The organism is Nocardioides rubriscoriae (assembly GCF_008087085.1).
Lineage (GTDB): Bacteria > Actinomycetota > Actinomycetes > Propionibacteriales > Nocardioidaceae > Nocardioides > Nocardioides rubriscoriae.
The window spans coordinates 413,521-438,361 of sequence record NZ_VIYJ01000001.1 but is presented as its reverse complement, the minus strand read 5'-3'; the positions used below and the strand labels follow the sequence as shown (position 1 = coordinate 438,361).

20 protein-coding genes are annotated in these 24,841 nt (G+C 74.2%); 15 read left to right on the top strand and 5 right to left on the bottom strand.

Annotation, left to right across the window (positions count from 1 at the left end):
- Positions 1 to 22 precede the first annotated feature (22 nt).
- The 12 genes from FZC61_RS02125 to FZC61_RS02070 all read left to right on the top strand — a co-directional run bounded on the left by FZC61_RS02125 (position 23) and on the right by FZC61_RS02070 (position 14,404).
- The gene (locus FZC61_RS02125; protein ID WP_148611985.1) at positions 23 to 1,075 is read left to right on the top strand and encodes a 3-oxoacyl-ACP synthase III family protein; all 1,053 of its coding nucleotides are present in this window, start codon (positions 23 to 25) and stop codon (positions 1,073 to 1,075) included.
- On the top strand, positions 1,072 to 1,833 hold the full coding sequence (locus FZC61_RS02120; RefSeq protein WP_211357038.1) for a glycosyltransferase family 2 protein: 762 nt from the start codon (positions 1,072 to 1,074) through the stop codon (positions 1,831 to 1,833). Before FZC61_RS02125 ends, FZC61_RS02120 begins: the two co-directional genes overlap by 4 nt.
- Positions 1,830 to 3,242: an AMP-binding protein gene (locus FZC61_RS02115; protein ID WP_211357037.1), complete on the top strand. Its 1,413-nt coding sequence runs from the start codon at positions 1,830 to 1,832 to the stop codon at positions 3,240 to 3,242. Before FZC61_RS02120 ends, FZC61_RS02115 begins: the two co-directional genes overlap by 4 nt.
- Positions 3,239 to 4,807 (top strand): glycosyltransferase family A protein, encoded by a 1,569-nt coding sequence (locus FZC61_RS02110; RefSeq protein WP_148611983.1) that lies wholly within the window; start codon positions 3,239 to 3,241, stop codon positions 4,805 to 4,807. The genes FZC61_RS02115 and FZC61_RS02110 overlap by 4 nt, the downstream gene beginning before the upstream one ends.
- Positions 4,804 to 5,880, top strand: coding sequence for a cytochrome P450 family protein (locus FZC61_RS02105; protein WP_148611981.1), 1,077 nt, complete (start codon positions 4,804 to 4,806; stop codon positions 5,878 to 5,880). The genes FZC61_RS02110 and FZC61_RS02105 overlap by 4 nt, the downstream gene beginning before the upstream one ends.
- Complete coding sequence (locus FZC61_RS02100; RefSeq protein ID WP_148611979.1) at positions 5,877 to 6,839, top strand: NAD-dependent epimerase/dehydratase family protein; 963 nt, start codon at positions 5,877 to 5,879, stop codon at positions 6,837 to 6,839. Before FZC61_RS02105 ends, FZC61_RS02100 begins: the two co-directional genes overlap by 4 nt.
- A complete protein-coding gene (locus FZC61_RS02095) occupies positions 6,779 to 7,138 on the top strand; it encodes a sterol carrier family protein (RefSeq protein WP_148611977.1) in 360 nt (119 codons plus the stop codon). The genes FZC61_RS02100 and FZC61_RS02095 overlap by 61 nt, the downstream gene beginning before the upstream one ends.
- 93 nt (positions 7,139 to 7,231) lie before the next feature.
- Entirely contained in the window at positions 7,232 to 8,572 is a 1,341-nt protein-coding gene (locus FZC61_RS02090; RefSeq protein ID WP_148611975.1) for a dipeptidase, read from the top strand.
- Positions 8,573 to 8,583: 11 nt separating this feature from the next.
- Positions 8,584 to 9,789 (top strand): PucR family transcriptional regulator, encoded by a 1,206-nt coding sequence (locus FZC61_RS02085; RefSeq protein ID WP_148611973.1) that lies wholly within the window; start codon positions 8,584 to 8,586, stop codon positions 9,787 to 9,789.
- Between the two features lie 156 nt (positions 9,790 to 9,945).
- On the top strand, positions 9,946 to 12,306 hold the full coding sequence (locus FZC61_RS02080) for a molybdopterin cofactor-binding domain-containing protein (RefSeq protein ID WP_148611971.1): 2,361 nt from the start codon (positions 9,946 to 9,948) through the stop codon (positions 12,304 to 12,306).
- Positions 12,307 to 12,328: 22 nt separating this feature from the next.
- On the top strand, positions 12,329 to 12,808 hold the full coding sequence (locus FZC61_RS02075) for a (2Fe-2S)-binding protein (protein ID WP_148611969.1): 480 nt from the start codon (positions 12,329 to 12,331) through the stop codon (positions 12,806 to 12,808).
- A gap of 156 nt (positions 12,809 to 12,964) precedes the next feature.
- Positions 12,965 to 14,404 (top strand): FAD/NAD(P)-binding protein, encoded by a 1,440-nt coding sequence (locus tag FZC61_RS02070; protein WP_148611967.1) that lies wholly within the window; start codon positions 12,965 to 12,967, stop codon positions 14,402 to 14,404.
- A 25-nt stretch (positions 14,405 to 14,429) separates the two neighbouring features.
- Here FZC61_RS02070 and FZC61_RS02065 read toward each other — a convergent pair whose 3' ends face one another.
- Entirely contained in the window at positions 14,430 to 16,208 is a 1,779-nt protein-coding gene (locus FZC61_RS02065) for a sensor histidine kinase (protein ID WP_148611965.1), read from the bottom strand.
- 112 nt (positions 16,209 to 16,320) lie between these two features.
- Here FZC61_RS02065 and purF point away from each other — a divergent pair, with 112 nt between their 5' ends.
- The 3 genes from purF (at position 16,321) to FZC61_RS02050 (ending at position 19,280) form a co-directional block, all read left to right on the top strand.
- Positions 16,321 to 17,868: an amidophosphoribosyltransferase gene (gene purF / locus FZC61_RS02060; protein ID WP_148611963.1), complete on the top strand. Its 1,548-nt coding sequence runs from the start codon at positions 16,321 to 16,323 to the stop codon at positions 17,866 to 17,868.
- Between the two features lie 10 nt (positions 17,869 to 17,878).
- Positions 17,879 to 18,949 (top strand): phosphoribosylformylglycinamidine cyclo-ligase, encoded by a 1,071-nt coding sequence (purM, locus tag FZC61_RS02055; RefSeq protein ID WP_148611961.1) that lies wholly within the window; start codon positions 17,879 to 17,881, stop codon positions 18,947 to 18,949.
- Positions 18,950 to 19,097: 148 nt separating this feature from the next.
- Entirely contained in the window at positions 19,098 to 19,280 is a 183-nt protein-coding gene (locus tag FZC61_RS02050; RefSeq protein WP_148611959.1) for a DUF3073 domain-containing protein, read from the top strand.
- 290 nt (positions 19,281 to 19,570) lie between these two features.
- Here the strand turns inward: FZC61_RS02050 and FZC61_RS02045 are convergent, their stop codons facing one another.
- The 4 genes from FZC61_RS02045 to FZC61_RS22870 all read right to left on the bottom strand — a co-directional run bounded on the left by FZC61_RS02045 (position 19,571) and on the right by FZC61_RS22870 (position 24,799).
- Complete coding sequence (locus FZC61_RS02045; protein WP_148611957.1) at positions 19,571 to 20,659, bottom strand: Glu/Leu/Phe/Val family dehydrogenase; 1,089 nt, start codon at positions 20,657 to 20,659, stop codon at positions 19,571 to 19,573.
- Positions 20,660 to 20,804: 145 nt separating this feature from the next.
- The gene (locus tag FZC61_RS02040; protein ID WP_148611955.1) at positions 20,805 to 24,059 is read right to left on the bottom strand and encodes a response regulator; all 3,255 of its coding nucleotides are present in this window, start codon (positions 24,057 to 24,059) and stop codon (positions 20,805 to 20,807) included.
- Positions 24,060 to 24,201: 142 nt separating this feature from the next.
- On the bottom strand, positions 24,202 to 24,480 hold the full coding sequence (locus FZC61_RS02035) for an HU family DNA-binding protein (protein ID WP_148611953.1): 279 nt from the start codon (positions 24,478 to 24,480) through the stop codon (positions 24,202 to 24,204).
- Positions 24,481 to 24,631: 151 nt separating this feature from the next.
- Positions 24,632 to 24,799, bottom strand: a complete 168-nt coding sequence (locus FZC61_RS22870; RefSeq protein WP_170285934.1) for a hypothetical protein — start codon at positions 24,797 to 24,799, stop codon at positions 24,632 to 24,634.
- Between the last annotated feature and the right edge of the window lie 42 nt (positions 24,800 to 24,841).

Genomic DNA, 24,841 nt, shown 5'->3' with positions numbered 1-24,841 from the left:
GCGCTCACCTAGCCTCGGATCCATGCCTCGCCCGTCCCCGGACGTCCTCCCCGCTGCCCCCGCTGCCCCCGTCCCCGTCCGTGTCGGCATCACCGCCGCCGCCCACGTCCTGCCCCCCACGGTGCTCACCACGACCGACCTGCAGGCCCGCGTCGAGGCCGCCTCCGGCTTCACCCTCCCCGCCGGGCTGCTCGAGCGGATCACCGGCATCAGCGAGCGCCGGGTGGTCGTCGAGGGCGAGCAGTGGGCGTCGTCGCTGGCGATCGACGCCGCCCGGGTCGCCCTGGCCCGGGCCGGCCGCGAGCCCGAGGAGGTCGACCTGCTGCTCTTCGCGAGCGCCACGCGCGACTTCGTCGAGCCGGCCACGGCCCACGTGGTCAACCACGCGCTCGGCATGCGCGCGCACTGCCTCGACGTCACCAACGCCTGCAACTCCTTCCTCAACGGCCTCGACCTGGCCCGCGCGATGATCGAGTCGGGCCGCGCGAGCACCGCTCTCGTCGTGACCGGTGAGACGCCCTCGCTGTCGACGCGGTGGTCGGTCCGCGACGTCCGAGACGCCGTCCACCACTTCGCCGGCTACACGTTCGGCGACGCGGGCGCCGCCGTGGTCGTCGAGCCCGTCGCCACCGGCGGGTTCGGGCGCACCGAGACCGAGACCCACAGCGAGCACTGGGCCGTCGGCGGCATCTTCGGCGGTGGCAGCCGCTACCCCCGCGACCACGACAAGCTCTACTTCACCGGCGCGGGCGCCGAGCTCAAGCGCGTCTTCGAGAAGATCGGGCCCGCCATCGTCGACTCGACCATGGCCCACGCCGGCCTGGAGTGGAGCGATCTCGCCGCGGTCCTCGTGCACCAGGTCACCGCGCCGTACGTCGACCGCTTCTGCGAGGTGACCGGCGCGCCGCGCGACCTGCTCGACGTCACGATCGAGACCCACGGCAACGTCGCCTCCGCCACGCTCCCGCTGCAGCTGAGCGGGCAGTGGGACCGGCTGCGCCCCGGCGACACCGTCATGCTGCTCGGTCTCGGCGGCGGCGTCTCGGTCATGTCGACCCTGTGGACCAAGTCGTGAGCGGCCCGACGCCGAGGGAGCAGATGGACCTGTGGGTCGTGGTCCCGGCCTACGACGAGGAGGCGACGCTCCCGGCCACGCTCGCAGCCCTGGCGCGGCAGAGCGACGACGACTTCACGCTCGTCGTCGTCGACAACGGCTCGCGCGACCGCACCGGTGCGGTCGCCCGTGAGTTCGCCCGCACGGTGCCGTTCGTGGTGCACGTGCTCGACGAGCCCGAGAAGGGCGTGGGGTGCGCGGTCGACACCGGCTTCCGCGCGGCGATCGCGGGCGGGGCCACCCACCTCGCGCGCACCGACGCCGACTGCCTCCCACGGCCCGACTGGGTCGCCGAGGTGCGTGGCGGGTTCGCCGACGGGGCCGAGCTGGTCTGCGGCCACCTGGTCGCCCGCCGCGACGAGAACGGTGCTCTCGCCCGTGCCGCCTTCCGCGGGATGGTCGTCGGTGCGGCCCTCTTCGGTCGTTACCGCGCCAAGAACCGCGGTCCGGACTACCTCGTGCCCTACCAGATGCACGCCGGCAACAACATGGCGATCACGGCCGACCTCTACGAGCGCTGCGGCGGTATGCCCCGCATGCCCTCGCCCACCGACCGCACCTTCCTCAACCGCGTGCGCCGCTGCACGACCGCGATCCAGCAGCGCCGCACGATGGTCTCCGAGAACTCCATGCGCCGCATCGACGCCTACGGCGTCGTCGGCGCCGCCCGCTGGTACCTCGACCGCGGCCCCGGCCGGCTGACCCCCGACCCCCGGTGAGCGTCGACGAGCTCCTGCCGCGGCTGCTCGCCACGCCGGGCGCCCCCGCGTTCGTCACCACCCGGCGTACGACGCTCACGCGGGGCGACCTCGCCGCGCGGGCGCTCGCCGTGGCCGCCGAGCTGCACCGGCGCGGCCTGGGGGAGGGCGACACGGTCGCGCTCGCCGTCCGGCCGGGGCCGGCCGCTCTCGCGGTCGTCCTGGCCTGCGTGCGGCTGCTCGTGCGCGTCGCGCTCGTCGACCCGGCCGTGCCGCCCGCCCTGCTCACCGCCCGGCTCCGCGCCGCCGACGCGCGGCTGGTCGTCGCCGACCCCCTGGTGCGCGCCGCGGCCGGCTGGGCCGCGCCGATCGCCCGGTGCGCCGGCCTGCGACTGGCCCCCCTCGACGCGATCGCCCCGGTCGCGGTGCTCCCGCGCCGCCTCCCCGCCGGGCCGTCGCCCGACCGCTGCGGCGACGGGCCCGACCGCGCCGCCGAGGCGCTGGTCATCTTCACCTCCGGCACGACCGGCGACCCGCGCGCGGTCGTGCACACCACCGCGTCGCTCTCGGCCGGGCTCGCCGCGGTCACCGACCTCGCGGACGTGCGGCCCGGCCGTCCCGTCGTCGGCAGCACCTTCTTCGCCATGGCACCCGCACTGCTCGCCGGCGCGCCGGTCGCGACCCACGCTGGGCGCCGCACGATCCAGGCGTTGCGACCCCAGCTCACCTACGTCACCCCGCCCCAGGCCCGCGACCTGCTCGCCGGCGGCACCCGCTTCTCCGGGCGGGTGTTCGCCGGCTCAGCGCCGGTCTCGGCGCGCCTGCTCGAGCGCCTGCGCGACGCAGGGGCCGAGGAGGCGTGGGGGGTCTACGCGATGACCGAGGCCTTCCCCGTCGCCGCGGTGGAGGCGCGCACCAAGGCCGCGCACGCCGCCGAGGGCCGCGACGGCGACCTGGTGGGGGAGCTCGTGCCCGGCATGACGGCCCGCACCGACGACGAGGGCCAGGTGGTGGTCGCCGGCACGGGGACCGCCGCCCGCTACCTCGGCGGCCCCGACCTCGACGAGGTCGCCACCGGCGACCGGGGCGAGGTCGTCGGGCGCTCGGTCGTGCTCCACGGGCGGCTCAAGGACATGGTGCTGCGCGGCGCCGACAACATCTACCCCGGTCTGCACGAGCCGTCGCTGCAGGTGCCCGGCGTCGCCCTCGCCCTGCTGGTCGGTGTGCCCGGGCACGACCTCGACGAGCGCCTGGTGCTGGTCGTCGAGCCCGAGCCGGGCGTCAGCGAGGCCGACGTACGACGACGGCTGCGGGCGCCGGTGGCGGCCCTGGGCCGGGCCCGGCCCGACGACGTCGTGGTCGCGACCATCCCGACGAGCGGGCGGTCGCGCAAGCCCGACCGCGCCGCGACCGCCAGGATGCTCTCGTGACGAGCCCGAGCCGCCGGACCGCCCGGCGCTGGCGCGAGCTGCTGATGGCCTCGCACCGGCGCTACACGCGGGCCAACGGCGACGCGCTCGCGGGCTCGGTGACCTACTCGCTGCTGGTCGGCCTCGTGCCGGTGCTGCTGCTGGTCGGCACCGTGCTCGGCTGGGCCGGCACCGACCACTCCACGGTGGCCCGCGGGGTGCGCACCGCCGCCGACCGCACGCTGCCCACCGAGGTGGCCCAGGTCGTGACCACCGCGAGCGCCGACCTCGACCGCAGCCTCACCTGGGTCTCGGCCGCGATCGTGCTGTGGCTCTCGGTGCGGTCGGTGCGGGCGCTGCGCACGGCGTTCCGGGCGGTCTGCGGCCAGGACAACGGCTCGGGCAACCCGGTGCTCGACAACCTGCGCGACGTCTGGCTCGCCGCCGCGCTGTACGCCGCCGCGACCGTCGCGGTGGTGGTCGTCGTCGCGATGCCGACGCGCGTCTCGGCCGAGGTCGCCGGCGCGGTCCTGCTCGGGGGGCTCGTCGGCGGGCTGATGTGGCTGCTGCCGTGGCCCGACGAGCGGCGTCCGTCGCCGGCCCGCACCGCGTGGGCCGCGGTCGCCGCGACGGTCGTGGTCCTGCTCCTCGGCACCCTGGGCGGCACCTATCTCGAGCACACGATGCCCGGTCGCAGCGCGGTCTTCGGGGCCGTCGCGACGCTGGTGGCGACCGCCCTGTGGGTCGCGCTCTCGGTGCGCGCCGTGCTGCGCGCGCTGTCCATCGCCTCGGTCGTCGAGGAGTGGTCGCACCCGGCGCTGCCCGACGACCGGCCGCTCTGGGTCGTCGTACCGGCCTACCAGGAGGCCGCCGGGATCGGCGCCACCCTGGCCGCGCTCGCCGCGCAGGACGACACCCGCTTCAGCCTCGTCGTCGCCGACAACGCCTCGAGCGACGCCACGGTCGCGGTCGTCGAGGCCTTCGCCGCCACCGCCCCGTTCCCCGTGCACGTCGTCGTCGAGCCCGAGCGGGGCGTGGGGCACGCCGTCGGGGCGGGCGTCCGCTTCGCGCTCGACCACGGTGCCCTGCTGATCGCGCGCACCGACGCCGACGCCCTGCCCCGCCCCGACTGGGTCAGCGCGATCCGCGACCGGTTCGCCCGCGGCGCCGAGGTCGTCTGCGGCGCGAGCGTGCCGCGCCGCGACGAGCACCCGACGTGGGCCGAGCGCTTCGTGCTGCCCTCGGTGCAACGGCTGCTGGCGCTCTACGGGCGCTACCGGGGCGAGCACCGCGGTCCCGACTACCTCGCGCCCTACGTGCTCACCCACGGCCACTCGTTCGCGATCACCGCCGACGTCTACTCCCGTGCGGGAGGCGCGTCCCTGCAGCGGCTCGAGGAGGGCTCCGAGGACGTCGAGCTGCTCAACCGGGCCCGTCGCGTCACCCCGCACGTCGTGCGCGCCGACGAGGTCGTCGTCGAGAACAGCCTGCGGCGGCTGCGTGAGTGGGGCGTGCGGCGCACCCTGCTCTGGTACTGGGACCGCCGCTACGTCCCGCCCACCTCCGACGAGGTGCACGTCCGGTGAGGACCACCGCGCGCAGCCGGGACCGTCGTGTCTACCTCGCAGGCCACCCTCTCCTGTTCGCCCTGATGGCCGGCGTGCGCCGCAAGCCCGTGCAGCGACTGGGTTCCCGGGTCGTCGTGAACGGCCACGACGAGGTGAGAGCAGTGCTCACCTCCGTACCGCTCGACCGCACCGACACCCGCACGACCGGGGGCGCCATCCGCAAGCACGAGGGTGCCGGCGCCCTGTTCGACGAGTCCGGCAGCGAGCACCGCGCCTCGCGCCGGGCCCTGGCCGAGCGGCTCGACTCGCGCGGGGTGGTCGCCCTGCGCCCGGTGTGGCGTCCGGTCCTCGACGAGGCCGGCGCGCTGCTGCGCGCCGGCGGCGAGCTCGACGTCTGCCGCCTGGCCGACGCGGTCGCGGGGCGCACGGCCGCCGCCCTGCTCGGCCTCGACCTCACGCCCGACGAGTGCGCCGCGCTCGCCCGGGCCGCCCGGCGTACGGCGTCGAGCGCGGCGGCCGCCGAGCTGCCGTCGCTGCGCCGGACCCGCTACCGCGACCACCTGGCCGACGCCTGCGGCGGGCGCGTCGACCCGCTCGGCAAGATGCTGGCCCTCGCGGCGGTCACCACGACGTACGCCACGGTGCCGCGGGCCGTGGCCTGGGTCGCCGACGAGGGGTGGTGGTCCGACGCGGGCGACGACGCCCGCCGGCCGGTCCTGGTCGACGAGCTGCTGCGCGTGCTGGCCCCGACCCCGCTGCTGCCCCGCGTCGCCGCCGCGCCGGCCGTCGTCGGCGGCCACGACGTCGGCCCCGACGACCAGCTGCTGCTCGTGGTCCGCCACGCCGTCGACGCCCACCGGCGCGACCCGTCGGTCGTTCACCCCGCGCCGGCGGCGGTGAGCCGGCTCGTCTTCGGCGCCGGACCGCACGCCTGCCCGGGGGCCGCCCTGGCCCGGACGCAGCTCGACGACGTGCTCGCGGCGCTCGCCCCGCAGTCCCCGCACGTGGTCCGGGCCCGGCCCGACCGGCGCGCGGCCCTGCCCGCCTGGCGCCAGCTGGTCGTCCGGTGTGGTGACGTGGGGGTCCGGTGAGGGTCGCGGTCACCGGCGCCACCGGCTTCTGCGGCGGGGGCGTCGCCCGGCTGCTGGTCGCGCAGGGCCACGAGGTGGTGGCCCTGGGACGCCGCCCCGCCGACGTGGGGGAGTGGCGACGCTGGGACGCCGCGGTCAACGAGCCCGACCTCGACGGCACCGACGCGGTGGTCCACCTCGCGGCGGCGGTCGGCGACCCGCGTCCGGGCACCGACGCCCGCGAGTTCGAGCGCGTCAACGTCGACGGGGCCCGCCGCCTGCTGGCCGCCGCGGGTCAGCGGCGCGTGGTCTGGGTGAGCTCGTCGAGCGTCTACGACCCGCGCCCCGACCGCAGCCTGGTCACCGAGGACCACCCGACCGGCAGCGGCCACCTCAACGCCTACGGCCGCACCAAGGCGGCCGGCGACCGTCTCGCGCTCGCCGCCGGGGCCGTGGTCGTCCGACCGCGCGCCGTCTACGGGCCCGGCGACACCCACCTGCTGCCGCGGCTGCTCCGGGCCTGCCGCCGCGACCGGATCGTGCTGCCGGGCGCCGACGTCGCGCTCTCGCTGACCCACGTCGACAACCTCGCCGCCGCGTGCGTCGCCGCGCTCGGCTGGCCGCCGGGTCCCTACAACGTCGCCGACCGGGTGCCGGTACGCCGCGACGAGACCGTCGCCGCCGTCCTCGGGGCGGCGCTGGCCCGGCCGGTCACCGTCGCCCACCTGCCGCTGCCCGTGGCCCGCGGGGCCGCGCGCGGCCTCGAGGCGCTGGCGGGGCTGACCCGCCGCGAGGCGCTGCTGACGCCGTACGCCGTCGACACGCTGGCGCACCCCGTCTGCCTCGACACGACCCGTGCCCGGGCCACCGGCTGGCGCCCCGGCGACCTGATGGCCGCCTACCTCACTAGTCTCGGGGCGTGCCCGCCCGACTCCGTCCCGCCGACCCGCTCGCGGTCGCCGCGGCGACCGACCGGCTGAGCGACGGCACGGCCGAGCGGGCCGACCTCAAGCTGCTCGTCAAGCACTACCTGGCCCTGCTCGAGGACAAGGCGCCGGGCGCCTCGGTCGAGGTGCGCGTCCCGCCGTACGCCGCGGTGCAGGTGATCGAGGGGGTCCGCCACACCCGGGGCACCCCGCCGGCCGTCGTCGAGACCGACGCCGAGACCTTCATCGCCCTGGCCACCGGCGCCCTCGCCTGGGTCGACGCCCTCACCGACGCCAGGGTCTCGGCCTCCGGGGAGCGCACCGACCTCACCTCCTACCTCCCCCTGGGATAGTCGTGGACCTTCTGCACACGACCTGGCGCTGTGCCGGGTCGCCTGCAGAAGGTCCCCGACGATAGTACCCGGGCCCCCGCTAGGTTGATCGGCATGAGCGACGACATCCGCCGCAAGGTGACCGAGCTGCTGCCGCAGATCCGCCAGGACCTCGAGGACCTCGTCCGCATCGAGTCCGTCAGCGCCGACCCGGCGCGCGCCTCCGAGGTGCAGCGCAGCGCCGAGGCCGTGGCGGCGCTGTTCCGCGCCGAGGGGTTCGCCAGCGTCGACATCGTCAGCGCCGACGGCGGCGCGCCCGCCGTGATCGCCCACAAGCCCGGCCCCGAGGGCGCCCCCACCGTGCTCCTCTACGCCCACCACGACGTCCAGCCCGAGAACGACCACGCCGAGTGGGACAGCCCGCCGTTCGAGCCGACCGAGCGCGGTGACCGCCTCTACGGCCGCGGCGCCGCCGACGACAAGGCCGGCATCGCCGCCCACCTCGGGGCGCTGCGCGTCTTCGGCGACGACCTGCCGGTCAGCGTCACCATGTTCATCGAGGGCGAGGAGGAGGTCGGCTCCGACACCCTCCCCGCGCTCCTGGCCGAGCACCAGGAGGCGCTGCGCGCCGACGTCATCGTCATCGCCGACTCCGGCAACTGGGACATCGGCGAGCCCGCCCTCACCACCAGCCTGCGCGGCCTGGTCCGCGTCGACGTCGAGGTGCGCACCCTCACCCACGCCGTCCACTCCGGCATGTGGGGCGGCCTGGTGCCCGACGCGATCATGACGCTCACCACCCTCCTCGCCACCCTGTACGACGAGCAGGGCGCCGTCGCGGTCGCCGGTCTCCACCACGGCCCGGCCGCCGACGTCGAGTACCCCGAGGCGCGGCTGCGCGCCGAGAGCGGCGCGGCCCCCGGCGTCGAGTGGATCGGCCGCGGGCCCGTCGTCGAGCGCCTGTGGACCCAGCCCGCGCTCACCATCACCGGTCTCGACGCCCCCAAGGTCGACGGCGCGAGCAACACCCTCACCCCCGCCGCGCGCGCCAAGCTCAGCCTGCGGATCGCGCCCGGCGACACCACCGCCAACGCCCTGGCCTGCCTGACTGCCCACCTCGAGAAGCACGTCCCCTGGGGCGCGACGATGACCGTCACCACCGTCGACACCGGCGAGCCCACGGCCATCGACGCGACCGGGCCGGCCTACGAGGCGGCCCGCGCGGCGTTCGCCGAGGCCTGGGACGGCACGGCCCCGGTCGACATGGGTGTCGGCGGCTCGATCCCGTTCATCGCCGAGTTCCTCGAGGCCTTCCCCGAGGCCAGCGTGCTCGTCACCGGCGTCGAGGACCCCGACACCCGCGCCCACGGCGCCAACGAGGGCCTGCACCTGGCCGAGTTCGAGAAGGTCGTCCTCGCCGAGGCGTTCCTGCTGCGCAACCTGGGCCGGCTGTAGGCACCACGCCCGTGCGCGCCGCGACCCTGGACTTCCTGGTCAGTCACCGACGCGAGCGCGCCGACGTCATCAGCGACCGGCTCGTCGACACGATCCAGCGCGACAACCCGACCTACCGCGGCCCGCAGGTCAGCCGTTCCGACCTGCGCCACTCGTGCGTCACCAACGTGGTGCGCATCCTCGAGCTGCTGGCCGACGCCGTCGGCTCCGGCGTGCGGCCGCACCAGAACGACCAGGACCCCGCCTACGACGCCGCGCGGGCGACGGGCACCCGCCGCGCCGAGCAGGGAGTCCCCCTCGACGACGTGCTGCGCTCCTTCCGGATGGGCGGCCGGCTGATCTGGGAGGACCTCATCGAGCGCGGCGAGGAGGTCCTCGACGCCGCCGCGCTGCGCGACATCGGCACCCAGCTGTGGGAGGTCGTCGACGCGACCTCCGCCCAGGTGGCCACGGCCTACCACGCCCACGAGCGCTCCCTGGTGCGCGCCGACGAGCAGCAGCGCGCCGAGCTGTGGGAGGGCCTGCTGGCCGGACGGGGTCGCGAGCCCGGGTTCGCGCGCGACGCCGCGCTGCGCCTCGACCTGCCCCAGGCGGCCGACCTGCTCGTCGTGGTGGCCCCCCGGCTCGGCGTCCGCGCCGTCGACGACCGGTTGTCGCCCCACGCGACCGCCTGGGTACGCCGTACCGAGGGGCTGGTGGGGCTGGTCGCCCTGCGCGACGACAGCGCCAAAGAGGCCAACGCCGCCCTGGACGCCGCCGCCCGCGCCGACGGCGTCCCGGTCGGGGTGTCCGCGGTGGTGTCCGGGCTGGCCTCGGCCGACGACGGCTACCGCCAGGCCGTGCTCGCGCTGCGGGCCCAGGGCGCGCAGCCCGGGCTGGCCGTGCTCGACGAGCGGCTGCCGGAGGCGCTGCTGCTGAGCTCGCCGGTGACCGCGTCGCGCCTGGTCGCGCGCTGGGTCGAGCCGCTCGACGCCCTGCCGGCGGCCGAGCAGCGGGTCCTGGTCGAGACCCTCACCGCCTGGGTGGCCCACGCCGGCTCGGCCACGCGGACCGCCGCCGCGGTGCACTGCCACCGCAACACGGTGGTCAACCGGCTGCGCCGGGTGGCCGACCTGACCGGCGTCGTCCTGACCGACGACGCCCCGCCGGTCGAGCTCGACCTCGCCCTGCGCGCGCGCCGGATGGGCTTGGGTTCCACTTCCCACCCACCTGGGTGAAATCCAGTGCACTGTGCACAACGACGCCGGTGTGATCATGGGCACTCGCGGCATGGTGCCGTCCGGTGATCGCTGTCACAGTGGTCGCACGAACGCTGCTCACCCGGGCTGCCTCCTGCTCAGAGGCCCGGGTCGTTCGCCACCATGGGGATTCACATGACTCAACTCTTCGACGCCTCCGTCCCGTCCAGCGACCTGCACAACGCCTCCGGCGGGTCCGGTGCGCTCAACCGTCGCACGTTCCTCGGCTACGTGATGGCGGGCAGCACGCTCGTCGTGGCGGCCGACCTGGCCACCGGCCGGCCGGCACGCGCCGCCGTCCCGTCGGGTCCGCAGATCCCGTCGTTCTACGACCTCGAGGACCTGCAGACTGACTCCGCGCTGCCCACCTCCGCGCTGATCTCCGTCACGATCACCAAGCAGGGCCGCGCCCAGTTCGCGCTCCCGCGCACCGAGGTCGGCCAGGGCATCATGACCTCGACGGCGATGATCCTCGCCGACGAGCTCGACCTGCCCTTCGACAAGGTCGACGTCACGCTGGCGCCCGCACGCCCCGAGCTGCTGCTCAACCAGCTCACCGGCGGCTCCAACACGACGTTCTCCACCTACACGCCGATCCGCGTCGCCGCCGCCATCGCCCGCCAGCAGCTGCTCGAGGCCGCGGCCATCCTCTTCGGCACGTCCGCCGACCGCCTGACCACGATCGGCGGGGTCATCACCGACCCGGCCGGCAACCAGGTCGGCTACGGCGACCTGGCCGAGGCGGCGGCGAGCCAGGTCGTCAAGGCCGTCGAGGTCACGCTGCGCCCGCGCAAGGAGTTCAAGGTCGTCGGCCGCCCCCGCAACCGCATCGACGCCCGCGACGCGGTGACCGGCAAGAAGAGGTTCACCACCGACCTCCAGGTCCCCGGCGCCCTGCCCACCATGGTCTGCCGGGCACCCGAGCACATGGGCACCCCGAAGCGGCTCAAGAACCGCTCGAGGATCCTGCGGATGCCCGGGGTGACCCACGTGGCCCAGGTGCCGACCGGCATCGCGGTGCGGGCCAAGACGTTCGGTCAGTGCATCGACGCGATCCGCGCGATGGACGTCGACTGGAACCCCGGCACCGTGTCCGGCGAGTCCGACGCCACCATCTTGTCCAAGCTGCGCGCGGCCGAGCTCCCGCTCGCGGTGCCGGACGTGCCGATCCTCGCCGAGACGATCGAGACCGACTTCGCGTTCGCCTTCCGCAGCACCGCCGCGCTGGAGACCTACTCGGCCATCGCCGACGTCCGTCCCGACCGGGCGACGATCTGGGCCGGCCTCAAGGTGCCGATCCTTGCGCAGCAGCGCGTGGCCGAGGCGGTCGGCCTCACGCAGGAGCAGGTCAAGGTCAACGTCATCACCAGTGGTGGCTCCTTCGGCCACAAGCTGTTCGGCGACCACGCCATCGAGGCGGCCCAGATCTCCAAGGCGATGGGCGTCCCGGTCAAGCTGATGTGGCACCGCGCCGACGAGCCCCGCCAGGGTCGCCTGCACCCCATGGCCACCTCGCGCTGCCGCGCGACCGTGCTCAACGGCCAGGTGCTCAGCTTCGAGCAGCGCCACACCAGCGTCACCACCGACTTCAGCCACGGCCTCGGCGAGATGATCACCTCGCAGGCCGACGAGCTCGACCCGCTCGGGCTCGGTGGGCTGAGCTTCGCCGAGAGCATCTTCACCCTCACCCAGGAGCTGCCCTACAACTTCGGCCTGGTCACCCAGCTGCTCAACGAGCCGCTCGAGTTCGAGGACAAGTTCAGCACCGGGTCGATGCGCAACATCTACTCGCCCGACACCGCCACGGCGACCGAGCTGACGATCGACCAGATCGCCAAGAAGGTCGGCAAGGACCCCGTCGCGTTCCGGCTCGAGATGCTCAAGGACGAGCGCGTCAAGACCGCGCTGCGCAAGGTGGCCGAGGAGGGCAACTGGGGCCGCACGATGCCCGCCGGCATGGCCCAGGGTGTCGCCATCCACAAGGAGTACAAGGGCTGCACGGCCGTCCTGGTCGAGATCGACTGCCGTCCCCGGACGGTCAACCGCGACCTCGGCAAGGAGACCGTGACGGGTCCGCGGGTGACCAAGGTCGTCATCGCGGTCGACCCCGGCCTGGTCATCAACCCGCGCGGTCTGGAGGCCCAGATGCAGGGCGGGGCGATGGACGGCATCGCCATGACGCTGACCAGCAGCTGCCACCTGCGCGACGGCCACTTCCTCGAGGCCAGCTGGGACAACTACTTCTACACGCGCCAGTGGAACGTGCCGCCCAAGGTCGAGGTGCACATCATCAAGTCCGACTCCGAGACCCCCGGTGGGGCCGGTGAGGCGGCTGTCGGCTCCACCGCGGCCGCGGTGGCGTGTGCCTACGCCCGGGCGACCAAGACGATGCCGAAGTTCTTCCCGATCAACCACGGGGAGATCAGCTTCAAGCCCAAGACGTTCGTGCCGCCGATCCCGCCCTCGCCCACCAACGGCCTCAAGCTCGCCCGCTGACGGCGAAGGAGACTCGAAGAACATGCCCAAGCAGACCTTCATCCTCAACGGCAAGACCGTGACCGTCAACGTCAACGACGACGTCCGGGTCCTCTGGGTCCTGCGCGACCTCCTCGGTGTCACCGGCCCCAAGTACGGCTGCGGCATCAACGTGTGCAAGGCGTGCACGTCCCACATCAACGGCAAGGCGTTCAACCCCTGCGCCGTCCGCGTGGGTGACCTCAAGCCCAAGGACCGGGTCACCACCATCGAGGGGCTGGCCAAGACCACCCCCGGCGACCTGCACCCGATGCAGCAGGCCTGGATCGACCGCGACGTCTCCCAGTGCGGCTACTGCCAGCCCGGCCAGATCATGGCCGCGGTGGCCCTGGTCAAGCGGGTGCGCCGCGAGGGCCGCGACATCCGCGAGTCCGACCTCGACACCATCCGCAACATCTGCCGGTGCGGCTCCTACGTCCGCATCCGCGAGGCCATCGAGGCCGGCGCCCGCGCGATGCGCTGACGCAGGTCGATCGGGTCGCGTAGTGCAGGACCCCCGCGAGCGTGCTCGCGGGGGTCCTGCGCGTCTCGAGACCCTCGGACCAGGCGATGACTCGGACCCGCTCCCACACACCCTCACCTTTACCCATTGAGTCACCTTTGTTTGTAGACTTTGGGGATGGTTACCCACCCCCGCCCGACCCCTGCCGCGAAGCCCACCGCGTACCCCGGCGGTGACCACCACCGGGTCGCGGTGATCGGCGGCGGGGCCAGCGGCGTGCTCACCGCGATCAACCTGCTGGGCCGCAGCGCCGACCCGGGGCTGCGGGTCGAGATCCACGAGGCCACGGGCATCGTGGGGCGCGGCATCGCCTACGGCACCAACGACGCGCGGCACCTGCTCAACGTGCGGTCGCGTCACATGAGTGCCTTCCCCGACGTCCCCTCGGACCTGATCGAGTGGGCCCGGCGCACCGGTCGCAGCCTCGACCCCCAGGCCTTCCTGCCCCGCCTCGACTTCGCGACCTACCTGCAGGACCGGCTCGCCGAGGTCGCCGACCACCGGCTGCGCATCTGCGCGGGCCGCGTCGACGACGTCGTCGCGGTCGACGGCTGCTTCGAGGTGCGGACCGCGGGTGACGTGAGTCGCGCCGACAGCGTGGTGCTCGCCCACGGCCACCAGCGGCCGCGGCCGCTGGTCCTCGACGGCGACCAGCTGCCGCCGGCGTCCTGGTACGTCGCGGACCCCTGGGACCTCGGTGCCCTGCGCGTGCTCGCCGACGACGCGACCGTCGTCGTCGTGGGCACGGGCCTGACGGCCGTCGACGTGGTCGTCACCCTGCTCGAGGAGGGCCCGCGTCGTCGGGTCGTCATGGTCAGCCGCCGCGGTCGCCTGCCGGCGGCCCACGTCGCCGCGTCGTCGACGGCGTGGGTGCAGCCCGTGCCGGAGGGGCCGCTGACCGCCGACCTGCTCGCCGACCACGTCCGCGACCAGGTGCGCGCCGCCGCCACCCAGGGGGTCGGCTGGCGTGCGGTCGTCGACGGGCTGCGCGCGGCGACGACGCCGTTGTGGAAGCGCCTGCCGCTCGACGAGCGCCGTCGCTTCCTCGCCGTCCACGCCCACGAGTGGGAGGTACGGCGTCACCGCATGGCCCCCGAGGTCGCCGCCCGCATCCGCGGCTACCAGGACGAGGGGCGGCTCAGCGTGCTCGCCGGCGGCCTCACCTCGGTCGCCGACCGGGGCGGGCACTGCGAGGTCCGCATCGGCGACCTGCCGACCGCCGTCACCGCCCAGGCCCTGGTCAACTGCACGGGCCCGGCCACCGACGTCACGCGCAGCGACGACCCGCTGCTCCTCGCGCTGCGCGAGCGCGGCCTGCTGACCCCCGACCCGCTGCTGCTCGGCATCGACACCCTCGACGGCGGAGAGCTGGTCGGCGAGCACGGTGAGGCCGTCCCCGGCCTGTACGCCGTCGGTCCGTCACGCAAGGGCACCCTGTGGGAGTCGACCGCCATCCCCGAGATCCGGGCGCAGGCCGCGGCGGTCGCCGACCGGATCCTGGCCCGGACGTCGTCGCCCGCGCGGTCCGGCGCCGTGCGGGCCGTCACGCCCGCCTGAGCGCGCCCGTCGGGGGGGGGTGCGGCTACCGGTCCCCGGCGGGCAGGAAGACCCGGAAGGTGCTGCCGACGCCGAGCTCGGACTCGACCTCGATGCGGCCGCCGTGGCGCTCGACGATCCGGCGGCAGATCGTCAGGCCCAGTCCGGTGCCCGGCTGCGCGAACGCCCCGGGGTTGGTGGAGCGGAAGAACTCGGTGAACAACCGCTCCTGGTCGGCCGCCGAGATGCCGATCCCCTCGTCGGTGACGGCCAGCTCGACCTCGTCGCCCCGGTCGGCGAGCGTGACGCGGATCGTCCGGCCCTGGGGGGTGTACTTGACCGCGTTGCTGAGCAGGTTGGTGAGCACCCGGTCGAGGTCGCCGGCGTCGCACCGGACCCGCACCTCGCCCTCGGGCGCGATGACCTCCAGGCGCTGCTGGCGCCGCTCGGCGGCGACCCGGGTGAGCTCGAGCGCGTCGAGCAGCACGGGTACGGCGTCCATCGGCTCGGTGGGCCGGACGCTGTCGGGGTCCTCGACCGCGGCGAGGAGCAGCAGGTCGTCGACGACCCGCACCATCCGGCGTGCCGCCCGGTCCACGGCGTCGATCGAGCGGCGCGCGTCGCCGGTGACCGACGGGTCGGACTCGAGCATCTCGAGATAGCCGGTGATGGCGCTGAGCGGGTTCTTGAGCTCGTGCGACACGGTGCTGAGGACCTGGGACTTGTAGGTCGCCAGGCGGCGCAGCTCGGAGACCAGCTGCTGCTCCTGCAGCAGGTTGCGCGAGTTGACCACCGCCTGCCCGATGTCACGGGCGATGTCGAGCGCGCCGCTCTGCTCGTCGGGGCTCCAGTGCAGGTCGGGGTCCTTGCGGCCCAGGATCACGTGGCCGAGGCTCTCGCGACCGGCGCCGAGCGGCACCAGCATCACCGTGCCCAGGCCCGTCATGGCCATGGCCTCGGTCATCGCCCGGTGCTCGGCGGTGTCGACAGCGCCGGCCTCGTCGCCGCCCCCGGGGCGTCCCCCGACGATCACGACCTCCTGCTGCGCCCAGGCCCGCCGGGCGCGGCTGCGGATCTTGTCGACGTGGTCGGACGGCAGGTTGCTCGACGGGCTGCCGGCGGAGGGGACGCCGGCACTGGGGTAGGTCCGGATGCTGAGGTAGTCGGCGCGGAAGCCCTCGAGCAGCGGCTCACGGCAGTCGTCGAGCACGCTCTCGAGGTCGTCCTGGGAGGTCGCGAACCGCACGACACGACGCGCCGCCTCGGCCAGCCGGATCCGCTCGGCGAGCTCGTCGCGCTCGACGGCCATCCGCAGCGCCCGCTCGGCCTGCCCGACGTAGCGCTCGAGCAGGTCGCGCTGGGTCGGGCCCGGGCGCCGGCCGCTGCTGGGCACGTCGATCGACAGCAGGCCGATCATGTGCGACGCGTCGTCGTACAACGGGGCGATCAGCAAGTCGAGCGGGTGCCAGGCGTCAGGCGCGTCGATCGGCTCCATGTCGGGGATCCACCCGATCGGGTCGACGTCGGACTCGATCCGCTCGTGGGGGACGAAGTGGAAGCGGCCCCAGTCGTCGGCGCGCTCGAGCTCGGGCAGCACCATCGAGATCGGCGTGGCCAGGCCCAGCATCGCGTCGGTCGCGCCGCTGCTGCCCTCGACGGAGACGGCGTACATCTGCTCGCCGCGCACGACGCTGATGATCGCGATCTCGAAGCCGATCATCTCCGCCACCGAGGACGCCACCAGGTCGAGGGCGTCACGGGACCCGGCGTCGGACCAGGTGGTGACGTCGATCTGTGGGCGTGCAAGGGATGAGCCGTCGGTCAAGACGTGGCCTCGTCGTTTGTCGTGGGTTGCCTCACCCTACGTCGGACGGCCGGATCCGGCGGCAGATCGGGCAACCGTCCGAGTGTCGGGCGGGGGCGACTACGATGAGCCCGTGCCTTTCCAGAGCAGTCGCTCCCGGCCCGGTGGTGACGGTCGGCTGACCGCGGCACTCGACCCTCACGACCAGGGACCCCAGGACGCCTGTGGCGTGTTCGGTGTCTGGGCCCCGGGGGAGGAGGTCGCCAAGCTGACCTACTTCGGGCTCTACGCCCTGCAGCACCGCGGTCAGGAGTCGGCCGGCATCGCGGTGAGCAACGGCCGCCAGATCCTGGTCTACAAGGACATGGGGCTGGTCTCGCAGGTCTTCGACGAGACCACGCTGGCCTCCCTCAAGGGCCACCTGGCCGTGGGCCACGCGCGCTACTCCACCACCGGGGCCAGCACCTGGGAGAACGCCCAGCCGACCTTCCGGGCGACGTTCGACGGCTCGATCGCGCTGGGCCACAACGGCAACCTGATCAACACCCACGAGCTGCGCGAGATGGTCGAGGCTCTCCCGGGCCCCGACGACGAGCTCGAGCTGCACACCCGCCCCGGCAACGCGGCCACCAACGACACCAGCCTGGTGACCGCCCTGCTCGCGCACCACCCCGACACGACGTTGGAGGAGCGCGCGATGGAGGTGCTGCCGCTGCTGCGGGGCGCCTACTGCTTCGTGTGGATGAACGAGAACACCCTCTACGCCGCCCGCGACCCGCAGGGGATCCGTCCGCTGGTCCTGGGGCGGCTCGACCGCGGCTGGGTCGTCGCGAGCGAGGACGCCGCCCTGGCCACCATCGGCGCGAGCGTCGTGCGCGAGGTCGAGCCGGGCGAGATGATCGTGATCGACGAGAACGGCCTGCGCTCGCACCGCTTCGCCGAGGCCGACCGCAAGGGCTGCGTCTTCGAGTACGTCTACCTCGCGCGACCCGACGCCACCATCAGCGGCCGCAGCGTCCACGAGTCGCGCGTCGAGATGGGTCGCCAGCTCGCCCGCGAGTTCCCCGTCGAGGCCGACCTGGTCATCCCGGTGCCCGAGTCGGGCACCCCCGCCGCCGCCGGCTACGCCGAGGAGAGCGGCATCCCGTTCGGCCAGGGCTTCGTCAAGAACGCCTACGTGGGCCGCACCTTCATCCAGCCCAGCCAGACCCTGCGCCAGCTCGGCATCCGGCTCAAGCTCAACGCCCTCGACCACATGATCCGCGGCAAGCGCGTCGTCGTCGTCGACGACTCCATCGTGCGCGGCAACACCCAGCGGGCCCAGGTGCGGATGCTGCGCGAGGCCGGGGCTCTCGAGGTCCACGTCCGCATCTCCAGCCCCCCGGTGAAGTGGCCGTGCTTCTACGGCATCGACTTCGCGACCCGCGCCGAGCTGATCGCCAACGGCCTGAGCCCCGACGAGATCGCCGCCAGCGTCGGTGCCGACAGCCTCGGCTACATCTCCCTCGAGGGGATGATCGGCGCCACCAGGCAGGCCCCCGACACCCTGTGCCGCGCGTGCTTCACCGGCGAGTACCCCGTACCGCTGCCCGACGAGAGCATGCTCGGCAAGCACCTGCTCGAGACCTCGATCCAGTCGCCCACGCACGGCAAGGCCCTGCCCGTGCTCAACAACCCGTGAGGACGGCCTCGTGACCGAGCAGCCCCAGAACGCCTACGCCCGCGCGGGCGTCGACATCGACGCCGCCGACACCGCGATCGAGCTGATGAAGGGCTGGGTCGCCAAGGCCAGCCGTCCCGAGGTCATCGGCGGGCTCGGCGGGTTCGCCGGGCTCTTCGACGCCAGCGCGCTGACGTCCTACACGCGCCCGCTGCTCGCGACGTCGACCGACGGCGTCGGCACCAAGGTCGCGATCGCCCAGGCCATGGACAAGCACGACACCATCGGCTTCGACCTGGTCGGCATGGTCGTCGACGACCTCGTCGTGTGCGGTGCCGAGCCGCTCTTCATGACCGACTACATCGCCACCGGCCGCGTCGTCCCCGAGCGGATCGCCGCGATCGTCAAGGGCATCGCCGAGGCCTGCATCGAGGCCGGCTGCGCCCTGGTCGGCGGCGAGACCGCCGAGCACCCCGGTCTGCTGGCCCCCGACGAGTACGACGTCGCCGGCGCCGCCACCGGCGTCGTGGAGGCCGACCGGCTGCTGGGCCCGGGCCGGGTGCGCCCCGGTGACGCCGTCATCGCGCTGGCCTCCTCGGGCCTGCACTCCAACGGCTACTCGCTGGTGCGCCACGTGCTGCTCCAGGAGGCCGGGTGGGCCCTCGACCGCGACGTGCCCGAGCTCGGTCGCACGCTGGGCGAGGAGCTGCTCGAGCCGACCCGGATCTTTGCCAAGGCGTGCCTGGCCCTGGCCGACCACACCGAGGTCCACGCCATGGCCCACGTCACCGGTGGCGGGCTGGCCGCCAACCTGGCCCGGGTGCTGCCGGTCGAGCTGCGCGCCACCCTCGAGCGCGGTACCTGGAACCCCCAGCCGGTCTTCGACCTGGTCCGTCGTGTCGGCGACCTCAGTCAGGACGACCTCGAGGCGACCCTCAACTGCGGCGTCGGCATGGTCGTGCTCTGCCCGCCCGACTCGGTCGACCCCGCCCTGCACCTGGCCGAGGGCCTGGGGCTCAAGGCGTGGGTCGCCGGGCAGGTCGACGTCGACCCCGACCAGGCCTCGACGGTGCGCCTGACGGGTCAGCACCCCGACTGGTGACGTACGACTCTTGAATTAATGGCACCAAACCGCGAACCCGCGTGCCGGAACAGACACGCAGCAGGTAGCGTTGTCCTCACGAGATCCTGTTGAGAGAGCCCGGGACGCGGACACGCGCCCGGCCAAGTGTGCGAGGGGGCTGGACCCTATGGGCCGCGGCCGAGCGAAAGCCAAGCAGACGAAGGTCGCGCGCGACCTGAAGTACCGTACTCACGAGACGGACTTCGGGGCGCTGGCCAAGGAGCTGCACGGCGACGAAGTCCATTCCGACCCGGTGGCAGACGAGCTCCCCGACGAGTGGTCGGACTACGCCGACCGCTCCCGGGACTGACCTCTCCCCTCGGTAGGACCCTCGCGCATCGTCGCGTGGGCCGACTCTCGCGTGCGCGCACACCGTGCTCGAGTAGCTCCCGCCAGGAAGCGCCACGACTGCACCCCACGGTGGTCGAGGAGCTCCCGCTAGGGAGCGTCACGAGACCACACCGGGCCGCACCGGCACGCCATCTCGTGCCACAGGGCCTTCGGGTCCGGGGCGGACGGCCGCGCCCGTCCGTCCCCGACCCGCACCTGCCCCGGAGGTCGCAGCGGCGGGCACCAGGTGGGGCACCCGCCGCCGGACGCTCAGCGCAACCAGATGCCGCGCAGCCGGCCGACCTCGCGCATCCGCTTCTCGGCCAGCCGGTCGGCCGCGACGGCGGGGGTGACCCCGTCGGCCGCCGCGAGCTCGAGCACGGCGCGGGTGGTGTCGTAGATCGTGGTCGCGCGCTGCTGCGCGCGCTCGAACGAGAAGCCCTCCAGCTCGTCGGCGACCTGGATCAGCCCGCCGGCGTTGACGCAGTAGTCGGGCGCGTAGACGACGCCGCGGTCGGCCAGGGTCTTGTCGACCCCGGGGTGGGCCAGCTGGTTGTTGGCGGCGCCGCAGACCACCCGGGCCGAGAGGACGTCGACGACCTCGTCGGTCAGGGCGTGGCCCAGAGCGCAGGGGGCGTAGACGTCGAGGGCGGAGGCGACCAGGGCCTCGGTGGACTCGGCCACCCGGACCGACGGGTGCTCGTCGAGCACCCGGTCGACGGCGGGCTGCCACACGTCGGTGACGACCACCCGTGCGCCGGCCTCGAGGAGGTGGCCGACCAGGTGTCGGCCGACCTTGCCGACGCCGGCCACGCCGACGGTGCGACCCTCGAGCGCGCCGCTGCCGGCGGGGGTGCCCCACGCGACCTCGGCGGCGGCCAGCATGCCGCGGAAGACGCCGTACGCCGTGAGCACCGAGCTGTCGCCGGCGCCGCCGTGGGCGACCGTGCGGCCGGTGACGTAGTCGCACTCGCGGGCGACCTGGTCCATGTCCTCGGAGTAGGTGCCGACGTCGCAGGCGGTGAGGTAGCGGCCCGAGAGCGACTGCACGAAGCGGCCGTAGGCCCGCAGCAGGGCCTCGGACTTCAGCGTGGCGGGGTCGCCGATGATGACGGCCTTGCCCCCACCGAGGTCGAGGCCCGCGAGCGCGGCCTTGTAGGACATGCCGCGCGAGAGGTCGAGCACGTCGGCCAGGGCGGCGTCGGTCGAGGCGTAGGGGTGGAAGCGGGTGCCGCCGAGGGCCGGGCCGAGGGCGGTCGAGTGGATCGCGATGATGGCGCGCAGGCCGGTGGCGGGGTCGTGGGCGAAGACGACCTGCTCGTGGTCGGGGCCGAGCTCGAAGACGTCGGAGGAGGGCATGGGTGGTGTCCGTTCGAGGTGGTGGGCGACCACGGGGTGGGTGGTCTCGGAGGGCTCGCAGGGGTGGCGCGGGCCTGGTCCCAGGGTAGTGCCCACGACAGGTCGACGTGTGCTCGCGAGGGCCGTGGGCGGTGCGGCCCGGTGGTCAGGGCCCGCCGACGGCGATGAGGGCGTCGACGCCCTCGGTGACCGCGTCGCGCAGCGTCGCGAGCAGGTCGTCGGCGCCCGTGAGGTCGCCGGTGAGGGCGAGCTCCTCGATCGCGGCCGCGGCGGCCCCCACCCGCACCAGGCCGAGGTTGAACGCGCTGCCCTTGAGCTGGTGGGCGTCCGCCCCGGTGCGCTCGACGTCGCCGTCGGCCACGGCGGTGCTGATCTGGGCCACGGCGCCGTCGATGCGCGAGAGGAACGAGGTGCGGGTGCGCTCGAAGAAGGTGACGCCGTCCTTGACGAGCTCTCGCAGCAGCTCGACCCGCTCGAGGTCGAGGGCGCCGGCCGGAGGAGCGCTCACGGGAGCGGCGGGGGTGGCCGCGGGGGCGCGGTGCAGGCGCCCGGGCGCCGCGGCCCGGGACACGGCCGCCGCGAGCTGGGCCGGGTCGACCGGCTTGGTGAGGAAGTCGTCCATGCCGGCTGCCAGGCAGCGGTCCCGCTCACCGGGCAGGGCCGAGGCCGTCATCGCGATGATCGGCACCCGCCGCCCGGGCCGGGCGGCCTCGCGCCTGCGGATGGCGCGGGTCGCGGCGAAGCCGTCCATGCGCGGCATCCGGCAGTCCATCAGCACCACGTCGATGTCGTGCCCCTCGGACAGCGCGTCGACGGCCTCGGCCCCGTTGCCGACGGCCGCGACGGTGCAGCCGAGGTTCTCAAGCAGGCCCGTCGCGACGAGCTGGTTGACGGCGTTGTCCTCCACGACGAGGACGTGCAGGCCCAGCGGCGCCCTGGTGGGGAGCGGGGGGCGGTCCTCGACGACCCGGTGCGGCTCGTGGCTCGCGCCGAGGAGCGCGGCACGCAGCTCGGAGGTGCGCACGGGCTTGCTCACCCGCGTGCGGTAGCCGGCGGCGCGCATCTCGTCGTCGGTCATCGCACCGTCACCCGCCACGAGGACGAGGTCGACCGATCCGACGGTCGGGTCGGCGCGCACCCGACGGCCGAGGTCGGGGCCGGCGTCGCCGGAGACCGGGAGGTCGACCAGCGCCACGTCGTAGGGGGTGCCGGCGTCGGCGGCCTCGGCCAGGGCGGCCGACGCCTCCTGCGCGGAGGCGACGTGGTCGACCCGCAGCTGCCACGCGGTCAGCTGACGCAGCAGGAACGACGCCGTGGACGGATGGTCGGCGACGACGAGCACCCGCCGGCGCTCGGGCGGACGGTCGTCGCGCGGCGGGTCGGCGTCGGCCTCGACGGCCCCGAAGCGGGCGGTGAACCAGAAGACGCTGCCGGCGCCCGGGACGCTGCGGACCCCGATCCGCCCGCCCATCCCGTCGACGAGCTGACGGGAGATCGCCAGGCCCAGGCCGGTGCCACCGTGCTGGCGGGTGGTGGAGCGGTCGGCCTGGGTGAAGGCGTCGAACAGGCCGTCGAGGTCGTCGTCGGCGATCCCGACGCCGGTGTCGCGCACCTCGACCCGGAGCAGGACCGACGGGCCGGCCCCGTGCTGCCCGCGCGGCTTGTCCTGCCCGTCCTGCCCGTCCTGCCCGTGCTGGTCGTCGGGATCGACCCGGACGTCGATGACGACCTCGCCGGTCTCGGTGAACTTCACGGCGTTGCTGCCGAGGTTGGTGAGCACCTGTCCCAGGCGGACCGGGTCGCCCAGGACCAGCCGGGGAACCTCGGGGTCGCAGCCGACGACCAGCTCGAGCCCCTTCTCGGCCGCGGGACCGGCCAGGATCGTCGCGGTCTCGTCGACCACGCGGCGCACGTCGAACTCGATCGCCTCGAGCTCGAGCTTGCCCGACTCGATCTTGGACAGGTCCAGGACGTCGTTGATGAGCGAGAGCAGGGTCAGGCCGGCGCCGCGCAGGCCCTCGGCCAGGCGCCGCTGCCGGTCGTCGAGGTCGGTGCGCAGGAGCAGGTCGGTCAACCCGATCACGCCGTTCATGGGCGTCCGGATCTCGTGGCTCATCGTGGCGAGGAACTCGGACTTGTGCCGCGAGGCCGCCATCGCCTGGTCGCGCGCCTCCTCGAGCTGGTCGGCCGCCCGCTCGCGCTCGGCGACGCTGCTGAGCTGCTCGCTGACCTGGGCCATGAGCGACCGGGTGTAGTCGTCCTGGCGGTCGAGGTCGGCGACGACCTGGACCACGCAGGCCATCTGGCGCCCCGCGCGGACCGGGAGGCTCAGCAGGAGGCTGCCGGACGTGCCCGGCAGCCGCGTGAGCACCATCTCGCGGGTGCGCCAGCACTCGCCGGCCGCGTCGAGGTCGGGGGCGGGCAGGCCGGGGGCTGCGGGCTCGGGGAGGCGCAGGACGCTGAGGGGTGCCCCGCGCTCGGCGCGCACGACGACGCACAGCGGGGTCCACTCGCGCGAGCCGGCCAGCAGCCGGGCCGAGCGGACCAGCGCGTCGGCGAGGGTGCTCGAGCGGTTGGCGGCCTCGGCGAGCTGCTGCAGCAGCGTGAGACGTCGGGTCGCGGTGGTGGCGGCGTCGAGGGCCTGGCGTCGTTCGGTGACGTCCTGGCCCGTGCCGCTCAGCCGGACCGCGCGGCCCGTCGCGTCGCGCTCGACCTCGGCGACCCCGCGGATCCAGCGCAGCTCGCCGGCGGGGGTGATCGCGCGGCCCTCGAGGACGAAGCCGTCACTGGTCTTCATCGCGCTGATGACCGAGGACCGGACCGTGGCCAGGTCGTCGGGGTGGATCAGCTCGGCGATGCTGTCGGGCGTCGGGGTGAAGTCCTGCGCGCTGACGCCGTAGACGTCGAGGAGCTCGGGGGACCACCAGAGGTGGTCGGTCTCGAGGTCCCACGTCCAGCTGCCGAGGCGGGCGATGCGTTGGGCGTTGGCGAGCTGCAGCTCGCGGTCGCGCAGCGTGTCGAGGAGGTGGCGCTGCTCGGTGTGCTCGGTGAGCCGGTGGAGGTAGCCGACGACTCCCGTGCCGGCCGCGTCGGGGACCGGGGACCAGCTCGACAGGGTCCAGATCCGGGTGCCGTCGCCGCGCACGACCAGGACGTCCTCGTTGGTGACACCGGGGTGGCCGGCCCGCATCGCCTCGAGGTGTCGCGCGAAGTCGACCCGGCCCTCCTCGTCGGCGATGTCGAACCCGGAGATGCTGGTGATGGTCTCGTACGGGTGGCCGACCAGGTCGGCGAAGCGCTGGTTGGCCATCAACGTCTCGCCGTCGAACCCGACCAGCCACATCGCGTCAGGGGTCGCGTCGAAGAGTCGGCGCCACAGGCTGTCGCCGCCGTCCGTCATGAGCCACCTCCGATCGCCATTCTCGCCTGGCAGGACCCCCGGCGGAGCCGATTCGGCGCGAGGCCGTGCCGTCGCGCAGACCCGGCGGAGCCGGTCGCCCCTACGAGGAGGGCCGACCGGCTCCGGGTGGAACGGGGGTGGCTCAGCTGCCGGAGACGGCCTTCTTGAGCGCGGCGCCGGCCTTGAAGGCGGGCGCGGTGCTGGCGGCGATGTCGATGCTCTCGCCGGTCTGCGGGTTGCGCCCCTGGCGCGCGGCGCGCTCACGGGTCTCGAACGTGCCGAAGCCCGGCAGGGTGACCTTGTCGCCCTTGGCCAGGGCGCCGGTGATGGCGTCGAGCACAGCGGTGAGGGCCTGGTCGGCCTGCGCGCCGCTGAGGCCCGTCTCGGTGGCGATGGCCTCGCGCAGCTCGGTGCGGTTCATGGGGATGACGTGTCCTCTCGATGGTGGTCAGGGTCGTGGCCACGACGGGCCGCGGCTGCCGACCGTAGCGCAGCCCGCCGCCACGCCGGACGACCGGGCGGGTCGCGCGGCGTGACGGGAGGGTGACGGGAGGGGGACGGACGCGCGGGGCTCAGGCCGGCAGCGCGGTGCGAGCCAGGAAGCACAGGGCCGTCAGGGCCAGGATCGCGAGCATGCTCAGCACCGCGACCAGGTCACGGTCGAGGTCGGCTCGCCGCGACTCGCGACCGCGCGTCGGGAGGTCGTCGAGGCTGCGGTGGGGGGCGCGTACGGTGCTCATCGCTGACTCCTATATCTACTGAGACACTACAGATAATAGGGG